The following is a 13,405-nucleotide window of genomic DNA, read 5'->3' as shown; positions in this document are numbered from 1 at the left end:
CGATCGGGAATAAGATATAACATAACAAATGCGCGACGCGAGCACAGCCTCACGGCGATCATTTTCCCGGGCTGATGGCCGCCCGGGACGGCAGTATCCCGCATCTGGCGAGAAATGGCACCGCCTCGCCGGTTCATGCCGCACCCCGGTGTCGTGGTCGGGCAAGCCGTCGTCGCCAACGCCGCCCCAGTACCCCGCGGGGGGCGACCAGCAGCGAGATCAGGTAGCCCGCACCGGCGAGCAGGATGATGCTGGGCCCGCTGGGCAGCTCCAGGTGGTAGGACGCCAGCAGGCCGCCCACGCTGGCCGCCAGCGCACTGCCCACGGCGATGGCGATCATGCCCTCGAGCCGCTGGCTCCAGTAGCGAGCCGCGGCGGCGGGCAGCAGCATCAACCCGGCGGCCATCAGGGTGCCCAGGGCCTGGAAGCCGATCACCAGGCTGGCGACGACCAGCACCATGAACAGGGCGTGAAACCACCCGGCGTGCCGCCCCTGCAGGGTGAGGAAGGTCGGGTCGAGGCACTCCACCACCAGGGCCCGGAAGGCGACCGCCACCGTGGCCAGCACCGCGCTGCTGGCCGCTGCCACCAGCAGCAGGGTGGGCGTGTCGACGGCGAGGACCGAGCCGAACAGCACATGGCCGAGGTCCAGCGGCGACCCCGACAGGGACATCACCATCACCCCGGCCGCCATGGCGACCAGGAACAGGCTGACCATGGCGGCGTCCTCCCGCAGCCCGCTGATGGCGGAGATGCTGCCGGCCACGGTGACCGTGACCAGGCCGGCGGCGAGACCGCCGAGCATCATCAGTGGCAGCGAGAAGCCCGCCAGCAGAAAGCTCACGGCCACGCCGGGCAGGATGGCGTGCGACAGCGCCTCGCCCATCAGGCTCAGGCCGCGCAGGGTCAGCAGCACGCCGATCACGGGAGCGGTCAGCGACAGGGCGATGCAGGCGGCCAGGGCGCGCCGCATGAAGGCGTAGTCCAGCGGCGAGGTGACCCACCACAGCAGGGTATCGAGCATCGGAGGCATCCGGAAGACTGCTTTAGATATGTTATATCATAACATTTATGCGAATGCATCCGGTGCTATGTGACTCGAGCCGCGCCGGCCGGCTCAGTACCGCAGCGCGACGCCCAACTGGTTGGGTCCCACCAGGAAGGCGTATTCGCCCTCGAGGTGGATATCGCCCAGCGATACCCGCGCCGGCTGGAAGCGGTTCACCGCCGCCGTGGCCTGGCGCGGCTGGGTCTGCAGTTGCAGCTCGCTGACCAGCATGCCGGTGGCGAAGTTGATCGCCCCGTCGCGCTCGCGGCCATCGCCCACGGCGATCAGCAGCCCCGCCGCGGCGTTCACCGCCAGCGACCCCAGCCGCGCCTCCAGGCTGCGCCGCTGGCGCTCCTCCTCGGCCACGGCCCGGAGCAGCCGGCGGGCGCTCTCGAGATCGCCCTCGCCGTCACGCAGCTCCCGGTGGGCGCGGGGGTGCGGCTGACGGTCCAGGAACATGCCGCCCAGCGCCAGGGCGGACTTCACCACCCCGACCCGGGCGTCGTAGCGGTCGTCGCGGTCGCTCGCCTCGCTGGCCTGCCAGGCGTTCACCGCCAGGCTGGTGGCGTAGACCCCGGTCCAGCCCGCCTGCCAGAGGTTGGCGTGGCGCTCGCCCCGGGCCAGGGCGTTCTCGTAGGCCTGTCGCTCCTGCTCAGGTGTCTGGGCCAGGGTAGGGGCGGCAAGCCCGGTCAGCAGCAGGGCCAGCAGGCAGACAAGCAGGCGAGTCGAGGGCATGGTGGTCTCCGCAGGGCAGGGGGCTTTCCAAGCGTAGCACCGGCGGGCCATCCGGGCGGAGTGGTCGATCGAGCCGCGAGATGGATAGAGCCCCCAGGCTGTAACCAAATTGTCATGAAGGGACGTTACCGTGCGCGCACAGACATGAATCCGTCATGCAACCGTCACAATGACCGTGCCGCCACCCAGCAGGCTCCTTATGTCGAAAACCGATCTTCCTCTTCCCGCCGCCGACCGGGCGCTCGCCCGGCAGCCAGACCGCGAGACGCCCGCCTGGCTGCGGGGGCTCTATGCCGGGCTCTGCCTGTACCTGTTCCTGGCCGCCCTCAACGTGCTCGGTTCCGGGCTGGGCGGTTTCGGCAGGGCCAGCGACGTCCTGACCCAGCTCTTCGCCTACGGCGCGAACCCCTTCATCGCCCTGCTCGCCGGCGTGCTGGTGACTATGGTGGTGCAGAGTTCGTCGTTCACCTCGGCGCTGATCGTGACCCTGGTGGCCAGCGGCGAGATGACGCTGGGCACCGCGGTGTTCGCCATCATGGGGGCCAACATCGGCACGGCGGTCACCGGGGTGATCGTGGCCCTGGCCAACATGCGCATCCGGCGCAACTTCCGCCGCTCCTTCACCGCGGCGCTGCTGCACGACTTCTTCAATATCCTGACCGTGGCGTTGGTATTCCCGCTGGAGTGGCTCAGCGGCCTGTTTCACGCGAGCGGCCTCGGGATCTTCACTCGCCTTGCCGCCTGGCTGGCCGACCTGATCGGGCTGGAGGAGGTGGCGCGGCCGAACAGTCCGATCAAGGTCATCACCGCCCCGGTGGTCGATGCCGCCAACTGGGTGGGCGGGGCGCTGATGCCGAGCGCCGCCGCCCAGGGGCTGTTCGTGGCCGGGCTCGGCCTGCTGCTGATGTTCGTGGCGCTGGTGTTCATGGTGCAGAACCTGCGCGGCGCGTTGCTGCGCCACATGGACGGCCTGTTCCGGACCTACTTCTTCCGCACCGACCTGCGGGCCTACGGCGTGGGGCTGGTGTCCACCGTGCTGGTGCAGTCGAGCACCATCACCAGCAGCCTGATGGTGCCGCTGGCCGGGGCCGGGGTGGTGCGCATTCGCCGGGTGCTACCCTTCATGATGGGGGCCAACCTGGGCACCACCGTCACCAGCGTGCTGGCCGCCACGGCCAATCCCATGGCGGCGGCGATGACGGTGGCGCTGTTCCACGTCACTTTCAACCTGATCGGCACCGCCATCTGGTACCCGTTGCGGCGCATTCCCCTCAGGGTGGCCACCTGGTATGGCCGCCTGGCCGGCAAGCAGACGCGCTATGCATTCCTCTTCCTGGTCGGCGTCTTCCTGGTGATCCCGCTCGCCGGCATCGCCGCCACCGAACTGTTCATTAGCCTGCGCTGAGCGCGGCCAACCGGGAGGTTCCCCATGTTTCGACAGCTCTACAGCGCCCTGACCGCCGAGAAAACCCTCGACAAGGCGTTCGAGGACCTGACCCTGATGCTGGAGCACGGCGCCTGGATGTTCGCCCGTGCCGACGAGGTGCTCAACGGCAGCGTGCCAGCCGAGGAGGTGCGCCGGCCGCTCTACGACCGCGACCGCGCCATCAACGAGCTCGAGCGCTCGATCCGCCGCAAGGTGCTGCGCCACCTCACCGTCAACCCCGGGCACGATGTCGCCATCTGCCTGGCGCTGATGAGCGTGGGCAAGGACGCCGAGCGCATCGGCGACTACTGCAAGAACGTCTTCGAGGTGGGCGCCTTCTACACCGAGGGCTTCCACGTGGCCGACTACCAGGAGCCGCTGGATCGCATGGCCGAGCGGCTGAGCGGCACGTTCGGCCGGCTGATCGAGGCCACCCGCGACGCCGACGAGGGCCAGGCCCAGCAGGTGCTGGCGGCGACGCGGGAGATCCGCGGCCACTGCGACCGGCTCATCGAGGCGCTGCTGCGCGAGGAGAACCCGATCGAGTTCCACGAGGCCGTGGCCTACTCGCTGCTGGCACGGCACTACAAGCGCGTGGCCTCCCACCTGGCCAATATCGCCACCGCGGTGACGGGGCGCCTGGAGGACCTCGACTTCCCCCTCGAGGGCGGCGACGAGCCGTGAGCCGACACCGCCGGGCGCGGAAGTGACCGCTCACCGGCGGATATCGTAGAGTCGAGGGGCGCAGCCACGAGGAGGACCCCATGCGCCCGTCCCTCGACGACCACGCCCTCGATACCCTCTTTCGAGAGGCGCACACCGCCCACGACTTTCTCGACGAGCCCGTCGACCCGGCCACCTGGCGGCGGCTCTACAACCTGCTGAAGTGGGGCCCCACCTCGATGAACTGCCAGCCGGCGCGCTACGTCTTCGTGACCAGTCTCGAGGCCAAGTCGCGGCTGGTCCCGGCGCTCTCCGAGGGCAACCGCGACAAGAGCGTCCGGGCCCCCGCCACCGTGATCGTGGCCACCGACATCCGCTTCTACGAGCACCTGCCGACCCAGTACCCCCACTCGCCCAATGCCCGCGAGCGCTTCGCCGCCAACCCCGACAAGGCCCGCGACACCGCCTTGCGCAACGCCACCCTGCAGGGCGGCTACCTGATCCTCGCCGCCCGCACCCTGGGCCTGGACGCCGGCCCCATGAGCGGCTTCGACAACGCCATGGTCGACGAGGAGTTCTTCCCCGACGGCCGCTACCGGAGCAATTTCCTGGTCAACCTGGGCGTCGCCGACCCGCAGGCGACCCGCCCCCGGGCGCCGCGGCTGGCGTTCGAGGAGGTGGCGGAGGTGCTGTGAGGGTTTCCGGCGGCCAGGGGGGCCGTTCGTTCCCGTCCGGCATGGTGGCGGTGGTCGTGCCGGCACGCTACGGCAAGCGAGCGGCGAGGGGGATCGCTGCCGCGCCGGGTGTCCACTAGGCTTGAGGGTGAGGCAGGGGAGGCCGCCGCGTGGGAAATCGCGGCGGAAGGCTTTGGTGAAGATTCACTCGCTGAAGACAGGAGGTGCGTAATGGGTACCTGTGCCACTTGCGGTAATCAATACGACAACACTTTCACGGTCAGCAAGGACGGTGAGAGCTTCGATTTCGACTCCTTCGAATGCGCCATCCACAAGCTGGCGCCGACCTGTGTGCAGTGCGGCTGCCGGGTGGTCGGGCACGGTGTCCAGCACGACGACACGATCTACTGCTGCGCCCACTGTGCCGAAAAAGCCGGTGACTCGGGGCTGGTCGACCACAACTGACTCGGGACCACCGACCCGCCCGGCGCGACACCCCCGCCTCTCGGCTCCTCGGGCCCAGGCGGGGGTGCTGGTTTCGGATAGTGTCTAACCAAACTCCTCGGTATCGATTTCTCCCTGCAGGGCCTCGCTGTAGCGCTCGCCCGCCACCTGGTCCGGCGTCAGCATGGCGTTCAAGCGGGTGACGGTCGCGGCCTCCAGGCGGAGCTCCTCGGCGGCGAGGTTCTCGCGCATATGCGCCACGGAGCGCGACCCGGGGATCGGCAGGACGTCCTCCCCCTGCGCCCTGAGCCAGGCCAGCGCCAGCTGCGCGGGCGGCACCTCCAGCTCGGCGGCCACCGCCCGCACCGCTTCCAGCTGGCGCAGGTTATGGGGGAGATTCTCTGCGCTGAAGCGCGGCATGCCTCGGCGAATGTCGTTCGCGTCCAGGCCCTCCACCGCCGTGATGGTGCCCGTCAGGAAGCCCCGCCCCAGGGGGCTGAAGGCCACCAGTGCCGTGTCCGCCTCGCGGCACGCCGCGATCAGCGCGATCTCGGGGTTGCGGGTCCACAGCGAGTATTCGGACTGCACCGCCGCGATGGGGTGCTCGGCCCGGGCGCGACGCAGGGTGACCGCGGAGACCTCGGAGAGCCCGATCGCGCGAATCTTGCCCTCCTCCACCAGGCGCCCCAGCGCCCCGACGCTCTCCTCGATGGGCACGTTCTTGTCCCAGCGGTGCAGGTAGTAGAGGTCCAGGTGGTCGGTGCGCAGCCGCGTGAGGCTCGCCTCGCACTGCCGGCGCAGCGTCGCGGGGCGCCCGTCGATCACCTTCCGGCCGAGCTCGGCATCGAAGGCCATGCCGCCTTTGCTGGCCAGCAGCACCTGATTCCGCTTGCCCGCCAGCGCCTTGCCCACCAGTTGCTCGTTGGCCGTCTTGCCATACAGGGTCGCGGTATCGAAGTGGCGATAGCCCATGTCGAAGGCGGCATCGAGGGCGCGCAGCGCCTCGGGCTCGGACACCGGGCTGCCGTAGGCATGGGAGAGGTTCATGCAGCCCAGGCCGATGCGGGGCGAGGCCACTTCCTTCAGGCGAGCGAAGACGGTCGACATGGAGACTCCTGATCAGGGGCAGGGAAAGGCACGCCGGCGGGGCCGGCGGCGGTAGCGCTTCATCATGCCGAGGCGGGGTAGGGGATCGCAAGGTGGAGACTCCCACCGATCGGGCGATCCGGCCAGCTTGCCGGCGCTGGGAGTCCCTGGGGGGCAGACCCTGGGGAATCCCCAGGAGCCTACTGATAAATCAGTATGTTGGAAGTGTTCTGGCGGTGGACTGCCAGCGCTGGAAGTCCCTGGGGGGCAGACCCTGGGGAATCCCCAGGAGCCTACTGATAAATCAGTATGTTGGAAGTGTTCTGGCGGTGGACTGCCAGCGCTGGAAGGCCCTAGGGGGTCAGACCCCGGCGGCGTCGAATCCGCTCGCCACGTGCACGATGACACGCCTGGCAACTCGGCTGGGGTCTGACCCCATAGGGGCAGGTCTCGGCGCTTTTGTCGGCGAACATGCCGCCATCGTCGAGAATCTCGTGGAGAGGCTCCAGGGTCAATCCCAGCGGATCCAGGTGGCCAGCGCCTCGCGGTTGGCGATCTCGATCTGCTGGGCGCGCGGGTCGGGTTCGCTGTGATGTGGGTTCACACCAAGTTCCCGCAGGGCGTAGAGCACCAGCGGACCTCGGCAATGCAGCAACAGCTCGCCATCCGTCATGCCGTAGTCCATGGCGAGGAGTTCACGCGCGGCATCGGGCAGCCGCCGGTCGGGGATCAGCCTGACCGCCACCTGGGTGTGCCACTGTTCGTCTTGCTGGCCGCCATGAGCCCCCAGCATCGCTCCGCAGGGCTCCGGTACCCCCCGGAAGCGGCTCAACACGAAATCCCGATAGGCAAGGTGCTTTTCACAGAAAGCCCGCACATGCCAGCGCCCGGCGGCGAACACCAGGGTGTGTGGCACGATGATGCGCTCTTCCCCCACCGGGCTGGAAAACGACGCATAGGTCACCTCCAGCCGTAGCCCCTGCCGCGATGCCTTGACCAGTTCGCGTACCACCTCCGGCGACACCTGGCGGCTGGGCAAGGGCAACGACTCGGTGTCCGCCGCCCCCAGCCCGAGACCGGCGAAGGGCGAGTCCAGTCCCTGACCCGACCCCAGCAGATGTAGGTACTCTTCGACCCGGCCGAGGGTGAAGTGTGGCGAAAAGCTCTCGGCGGGCAGGAATCCCTTGCGCGACTCGTCATAGACCAGGTTGTCCGGTGCCAATGCTCGATAGTGGCGCAGGGCCTTCTGCGCCTGCTGGCGCCCGATGCCGAACGCCAGGCCGATATGCGAAGACGCCACCCGCCCCTCCCACAGCGCCAGGATCTCGATCAGCCGGTAGCGGGCCAGGGTGTCCCATGGGAGCGGCTCCATGGCAGTCATATAGCCTCCTTGCAGGTTGCTGTTCCGTGGGCATGACCATGATCAATGTCGGCCTGAAAAATATGCTGGTTTCATGGACAGTGGTGGTGACAGCAGGGATAGGGTGCTTAGATGGGTCAGTAACAATCAATAACAGAATGGAGTTCGGGAGTGAATTACTTCCTTTACTGGGGCAAGGCGAAGCCATCGAGAGAGGGGGAGAGCTGCCACCTGCTGCCCTATCACAGCCTCGATGTCGCCGCGGTTGGCTGGTATCTGCTCGCCCCCGAGCGTCCGCTGACGCAGCTGTTGGCGGCACGGCTCGAGATGTCGCCTGAGGCACTGCGGCGTTTCTTCGTTTTCCTGTTGGGGCTGCACGATCTCGGTAAATTCTCGCGAACGTTTCAAGGGCTGGCTCGGCCCGAGGGTGCCGTGCTGGCCCCGCCGATCGAGCGCTACGAATACACCATACGCCATGATCGTCTGGGGGCACTGTTGTGGCAGGAGTGCTGGTTCACTTGGTTGGAAAAGGGCGTCTTGCGTTGGCCTGATGCTCAGTTGGAACGCTCAGCGCAGCGCCAACGGCGTAAGGCCATGAAGGCTCTGGTTATCCCATTCTTTGGTCACCATGGCCAGCCGGTCGAGGCCGATCAGGAAACAACCGGACGATTCTTCGGGCGGGATGCCCTCAGCGATGATATCGAGGCGGCCCGGCAGTTCGTTGGGGAGTGGGCGGCCCTGATCGATGTCGAGTGGCCCGTTGAGCAACTGGTCTCGGCCGAATGGCTGGAAGTCTTCCTGTCGCTCAGCTGGACCATTGCGGGCTGGGCGACGCTTAGCGACTGGCTGGGCTCCAATCAGGAGCATTTCCGCTACTGCCAAGCGGAAATGTCGCTGACCGAATATTGGGAGCACCATGGATTGCGGCGGGCCAAGGAGGCGTTGAGCGAGACCGGTTTCGCGCGGTTGCCGCAGCCGCTGCCCTATGCCGGGCTTGCGGCATGGTTCGATGGCGAGGCGATCACACCCACACCCTTGCAGCGTGAGGCCGAGACCCTGCCGATCCTCGATGGGCCGCAACTCTTTATCCTCGAGGACATCACCGGTGCCGGCAAGACCGAAGCGGCCTGTATCCTGACCCAGCGACTGCTGGCGGATGGGCATGCCGAGGGCCTCTATTTCGCCTTGCCCACCATGGCGACTTCCAACGCCATGTATGAGCGCCTCGGCAAGCTGCATCGCCGTTTCTTCACAGTCGATTCCAACCCTTCCTGCGTGCTGGCCCATGGAGCCAGCAAGCTGAACGAGTCGTTCTCACTGGCGATCGACAGGCCGCAGCCGGGAGACCGGGACTACGATCCCGGCGAATCCACGGCGACCGCCCAATGCAATCGCTGGCTTGCCGATTCGCGCAAGAAGGCACTGCTGGCCGAGGTGGGGGTAGGCACCATCGATCAGGCACTCATGGGGTTGCTGCCGTTCCGCCACCAGTCGCTGCGCCTCTATGGTTTGGCCCGCAAGGTGTTGATCGTCGACGAGGTGCATGCCTATGACCACTACATGCAGACCCTGCTCAACCAGCTATTGAGCTATCACGCACGCCAGGGCGGCAGTGCCATCCTGCTGACCGCCACTCTGCCGAAAGCGATGCGCGAGTCGCTGGCGGAGGCCTGGCGGGCTGGGCTGGATATACCCACCATGCCCTTGGAGTGCGGTGACTTTCCGTTGTTGACGCAGATCGCCGGTGAGGCGAACCGCGAAGTGCCCCTGGGCTCGCGGTCCGAAGTGTCCCGTGAGGTCGGTGTCGAGTGGTTGATCGAAGAGCAGGAAGCCATCGAGGTCATCGTGGCCGCCATCGAGGCCGGCGAGTGTGTTGCCTGGGTGCGCAATACCGTGGACGACGCCATCCGCGCCTTTGAGGCGGTGCGTGAGCGCCACCATGAGCCGGAGCGTTGCCTGCTTTTCCACAGCCGCTTCGCCATGGTCGATCGTCAGCGTATCGAGTCCGATGTGATCGAGAGACTGGGGAAGGCATCCACCCCGGGGCGTCGGCGTGGTCAGGTACTGATCAGCACCCAGGTCTTCCAGGAGTCCCTGGATTGCGATGTCGACCTGATGATCAGCGACCTCGCTCCCATCGACCTGCTGATACAGCGCGCCGGGCGGCTACAGCGTCATGTGCGTGGCGTACGTCGGCCACCGGTTCTCCATGTGCTGGCACCCGAGTGGTCGGAAGCGCCGGATGAGGGTTGGCTGAAACGCACCCTGCCGGGCACGAATGCCGTGTATCGGGACACCTCTCTCCTGTGGCTGACTCAGCGAATCCTGTGTGAATTGGGGGCGATTCGCATGCCCGAGCAGGCGCGCCTGCTGATCGAGGGCGTCTATGGTTCGGTAATCGACCTGGTGCCGGATGGGCTCCAGGGGGCGCGCTGGGAGCAGCGGGGGTTGCAGGGCGTTGCCGAGTCCATGGCTAACTTCAACGCCCTGAAGTTGGAGGCCGGTTACGTCTGGGATCGCCACAAGTGGCAGGAGGAGCAGGAGATCGGCACGCGTCTGGTCGATGAGCCGACGGTGAATGTGGCCCTGCTCAAGCGTGACGCCGATGGTGGCCTGGGGCTCTGGGCCGAGGGCGAGCGCCATGCCGATATGCTCAGCCAGATCAAGCTGCGCCAGAGCCAGGCCGGCAAGTTGGCCCGGCTGTCGGGCGAGTATCAGGCCCAGTGGGAAACCTTGCAGGAGCGCTACAAGGCGCTGCGCTACGTACAGCCGTGGCTGGCCGAAGAGGACTCAGGCTGGCGCTACAGTGTCGATCAGGGATTGGTCGCCGTTGAAGGAAGCCCGGCGTGAGCCCTTCCTCAATGTTCCTCCGGAACGAAGGCCATGGCCTCGTCGAAATCGTACAGGCACTCCCCGGGAAAGCTGTCTGGCTCAATATCGGTCTCGATGGCGGCTGCCCGGCGAGCATCCTCATAGGCCTTTGCCATCAGCTCGGGCATGGTCGCCTTGAGACTGGGGTTGTCTTCCAGCAGTCGAGCCACCTTGGCCTGGGCATCCTGAATGGACAGGCGCCAACTACGCGAGCGGCGTTCAGGCTGGTGGTTCCATTTCAGCAGGTGCATGAGAAGTCGAGCCAACTGGCTGATCAAGGCGCGGCGCTCGCTCTTGCCCATGCTTTCGATCTCCTCGGCAAGGTGCTCGATATCCAGCTGATCCAGTTTGCCGCTACGCAGAAGGCCAGCCTGCTCAAGCGCCCAAGCATAGGTGTCCTGATCGTAATGTGTCGGCATCTCTTGGCTCCTTGGGTCCCGCCTGCGACGTCTATTGGACATGATAACTGCCGCATCGTCACCGGGTCACGAGGAGAAAGCCCCGCCAGGGCGGGGAACATAGCACTCGTCGAATACATAAACGGTTCAACCCCGAACGGACAGGGAGGGTGCTATTCGGAGATTATGGTCTACAGTGAATCAATAGTCACTGAATAAACAAACTTATTGGAGTCGACATGAACTTGCTTATGCATGCATGGATGCCCCTCCGCGCCAGTGATGGAAGCGTGGCCTACTGCCCACCCTCGGCCATTGCCGACCCCGATATCGTCGATCTGGCGCTGCCCCGCGCCGACTTCCAGGGCGCCGCCTACCAGTGGCTGATCGGCTTGTTGCAGACCGCTTTGCCACCAGAGGATCACGACGACTGGATGGATCGCCTAGCCGAGCCGCCAAGTATCGAGGAACTGGATGCCGCCTTTGCGCCGCTAGCAGCCGCCTTCGAACTGGATGGCGATGGCCCGCGCTTCATGCAAGACCGGGATCCCCTCGAGGATGCCAAGCCCGGTCCCGTTGCTGGCCTGCTGATCGACTCCCCCGGTGCCAACGGTCTCAAGCTAAATACCGACCACTTCGTCAAGCGTAGCCGGGTCGAGGCGATCTGTCCCGACTGTGCGGCACTGGCCCTGTTTACCATGCAGATCAATGCGCCATCCGGAGGCGCAGGCTATCGGGTGGGGCTGCGTGGAGGTGGCCCGCTCACCACTCTGGTGATGCCGGATAACGCCGAGGCCAGCCTGTGGCAACGGTTGTGGCTGAACGTAATGCCGACCAGATCTCTTGCGAGGCAGGGCAAGGTTGAGGTGCCTCGCCCGGACGACGACACCCTCTTTCCCTGGATGGGGCCGACCCGGCTCAGCGACAAGAAGGGGGCCGTCGTGTCGCCGAGTGATATGCATGCCCTGCATGCCTATTGGGCCATGCCGCGTCGTTTCCGCCTGCTCTTCGAGGACCGCCCCTGTCAGTGTGATCTTTGTGGGCGTGAAGCGTCCCGCTCTGTCTCCGAGATCCGCGCCAAGAACTACGGTGCCAACTATGACGGCCCCTGGCAGCATCCATTGACTCCCTATCGGCGTGATCCAAAGAAGCCCAATGAACCACCGCTTTCCACCAAGGGACAGCCGGGCGGGTTGGGCTATCGTCACTGGTCGAACCTGGTACTGGAGGATGCCGAGCGCAGCGGTGCCTTGCCGGCGGCCGTGGTGCATGACTACGTCCATGGCAAGGCACCTGCCAACCGCAGTGCGCGACGCGAAGGGGAGGCGTTCGAGGCGCTGCTGAGTCATGCCCGGCTCTGGGCCTTCGGTTATGACATGGACAATATGAAGCCGCGAGGCTGGTATGGCGTAGAGATGCCGCTGGTGGCGGTGCCGCCGGCGAAACAGGAGGTACTGAGATCCTGGGTGCAGGAATTCACCGAGTTGGCCCACCAAGTGGCCTGGATGGTGCGTAATCAGATCAAGACCGCCTGGTTCTCGCGTCCCGCCGATGCCAAGGGCGATATGAGCCCCATCGATACCCAGTTCTATGAGGCGACCCAGGCCGAGTTCTTCCGTGCCCTGTTTGGCATGCAGCAGGCTCTGGTCGATGGCGAGAACACTCATATGCCAACAGATATCGCCGAGGACTGGTATCGCAGGCTCCAACGAGAAGCCCTGCAGCTTTTCGATGCGCAGGCCCTGAGCGGGCCCGTGGCCGAGCTGGACATGAAGCGCATCACCGGGGCCCGTCGCAACCTGCAGGCCTGGCTCTCCGGGCGCAGCAAGGGAAGCAAGGTCATCACCCAATTCGCCAAGAAGGGAGGGTTTGCGATAGCGGGCACCAAGGAAGCCATATCAACTCAGGAGGTCGCGCGATGAGTGAAACAGCAGAACCACAGGCGGCGAAAGAAACGACAGGAATACCCGAGCACCGGAGGGCCATCTCATTTGATGAAGCCATTTCCATACGCCGCTGGTGGCAGCGGCTGACATTGCCCGCCGAGGAGCTGAAAGCCTTTACCTCAGCACCACCCTGGCCAAAGGGAGTGAGAGCCATGCTGCGGCGCTGTGAATCGCCGGAAGCCGCCCTGCTGACCGAGGCATTTCGGCATCTCTGGCATCGGTTGCCAGCGTCCGAAGGGGAAGGTGAGAAGCGACGCAATCATCGGCTGCAGCTCTGGGCGTGCATCGCGCTAGTGCTGGCTGAGGTAAGGGCCGAAAGTCCCAATGCCACCCTGGGTAGTCAGCTAGGCAAACAGAAGAAGGAAACCGGCAAGCCTCACATGAGCGAGTTGCGCTTCCAGCAGCTGTTGACTTGCCAAACACCGGAAGAGCTGGTGCAGCGACTACGGCGCGCCTTGGCGCTGATCGACAAGCGGGACGTCAGCGTTGTCCACCTGGCCGACAATATCGCGCTCTGGTGGCGCGAATCTCAGGGAATATTGGCACCCCAGCCATCCAGCCGGCTCGGCTTCCTATGGGCCAATGGCTACTTCGAGGCGCTGTCCCGCTATCAGCGCGGCAGTGACTGATTGAAGTGGTCCAATTGGAGCGGACACCCCGATAAGCCTCATAATGGAGGCAATGGAGGTGTTCATGACCAAGAAGACTCGACGTCGATTTTCCGATGAATTCAAGGCGGATGCGGTGAGCCTGG

At 65.7% G+C, this 13,405-nt stretch carries 12 protein-coding genes; 7 read left to right on the top strand and 5 right to left on the bottom strand.

Features of this window, described 5'->3' with window-relative positions:
* Positions 1 to 133 precede the first annotated feature (133 nt).
* The gene (locus AC5W54_RS20915; RefSeq protein ID WP_495964034.1) at positions 134 to 1,024 is read right to left on the bottom strand and encodes a metal ABC transporter permease; all 891 of its coding nucleotides are present in this window, start codon (positions 1,022 to 1,024) and stop codon (positions 134 to 136) included.
* Positions 1,025 to 1,117: 93 nt separating this feature from the next.
* Positions 1,118 to 1,783, bottom strand: a complete 666-nt coding sequence (locus AC5W54_RS20910; protein ID WP_495964033.1) for a hypothetical protein — start codon at positions 1,781 to 1,783, stop codon at positions 1,118 to 1,120.
* A gap of 199 nt (positions 1,784 to 1,982) precedes the next feature.
* Between AC5W54_RS20910 and AC5W54_RS20905 the strand changes: the two genes are divergently transcribed.
* The 4 genes from AC5W54_RS20905 (at position 1,983) to AC5W54_RS20890 (ending at position 5,011) form a co-directional block, all read left to right on the top strand.
* The gene (locus AC5W54_RS20905) at positions 1,983 to 3,188 is read left to right on the top strand and encodes a Na/Pi symporter (protein ID WP_495964032.1); all 1,206 of its coding nucleotides are present in this window, start codon (positions 1,983 to 1,985) and stop codon (positions 3,186 to 3,188) included.
* Positions 3,189 to 3,212: 24 nt separating this feature from the next.
* Positions 3,213 to 3,893: a phosphate signaling complex PhoU family protein gene (locus AC5W54_RS20900; protein ID WP_495964031.1), complete on the top strand. Its 681-nt coding sequence runs from the start codon at positions 3,213 to 3,215 to the stop codon at positions 3,891 to 3,893.
* A gap of 80 nt (positions 3,894 to 3,973) precedes the next feature.
* Positions 3,974 to 4,567 (top strand): malonic semialdehyde reductase, encoded by a 594-nt coding sequence (locus AC5W54_RS20895; RefSeq protein WP_495964030.1) that lies wholly within the window; start codon positions 3,974 to 3,976, stop codon positions 4,565 to 4,567.
* Between the two features lie 210 nt (positions 4,568 to 4,777).
* Positions 4,778 to 5,011, top strand: coding sequence for a metallothionein (locus tag AC5W54_RS20890; protein ID WP_495964029.1), 234 nt, complete (start codon positions 4,778 to 4,780; stop codon positions 5,009 to 5,011).
* 84 nt (positions 5,012 to 5,095) lie between these two features.
* On the opposite strand, the gene AC5W54_RS20885 is transcribed toward AC5W54_RS20890, so the two are convergent.
* Both AC5W54_RS20885 and AC5W54_RS20880 read right to left on the bottom strand, forming a co-directional pair.
* On the bottom strand, positions 5,096 to 6,097 hold the full coding sequence (locus AC5W54_RS20885; protein ID WP_495964028.1) for an aldo/keto reductase: 1,002 nt from the start codon (positions 6,095 to 6,097) through the stop codon (positions 5,096 to 5,098).
* Between the two features lie 490 nt (positions 6,098 to 6,587).
* Positions 6,588 to 7,457 (bottom strand): WYL domain-containing protein, encoded by an 870-nt coding sequence (locus AC5W54_RS20880; protein WP_495964027.1) that lies wholly within the window; start codon positions 7,455 to 7,457, stop codon positions 6,588 to 6,590.
* Positions 7,458 to 7,607: 150 nt separating this feature from the next.
* Between AC5W54_RS20880 and cas3 the strand changes: the two genes are divergently transcribed.
* Complete coding sequence (gene cas3, locus AC5W54_RS20875; RefSeq protein ID WP_495964026.1) at positions 7,608 to 10,286, top strand: CRISPR-associated helicase Cas3'; 2,679 nt, start codon at positions 7,608 to 7,610, stop codon at positions 10,284 to 10,286.
* An 8-nt stretch (positions 10,287 to 10,294) separates the two neighbouring features.
* Here the strand turns inward: cas3 and AC5W54_RS20870 are convergent, their stop codons facing one another.
* Complete coding sequence (locus tag AC5W54_RS20870) at positions 10,295 to 10,726, bottom strand: DUF29 domain-containing protein (RefSeq protein WP_495964025.1); 432 nt, start codon at positions 10,724 to 10,726, stop codon at positions 10,295 to 10,297.
* 218 nt (positions 10,727 to 10,944) lie between these two features.
* Between AC5W54_RS20870 and casA the strand changes: the two genes are divergently transcribed.
* Positions 10,945 to 12,627, top strand: a complete 1,683-nt coding sequence (casA, locus tag AC5W54_RS20865; protein ID WP_495964024.1) for a type I-E CRISPR-associated protein Cse1/CasA — start codon at positions 10,945 to 10,947, stop codon at positions 12,625 to 12,627.
* Entirely contained in the window at positions 12,624 to 13,280 is a 657-nt protein-coding gene (casB, locus tag AC5W54_RS20860) for a type I-E CRISPR-associated protein Cse2/CasB (protein ID WP_495964023.1), read from the top strand. The genes casA and casB overlap by 4 nt, the downstream gene beginning before the upstream one ends.
* Positions 13,281 to 13,405: the final 125 nt, after the last annotated feature.

The organism is Halomonas sp. LMYGS-3 (genome assembly GCF_059509875.1).
This window is presented reverse-complemented; position numbering and strand designations above follow the sequence as displayed.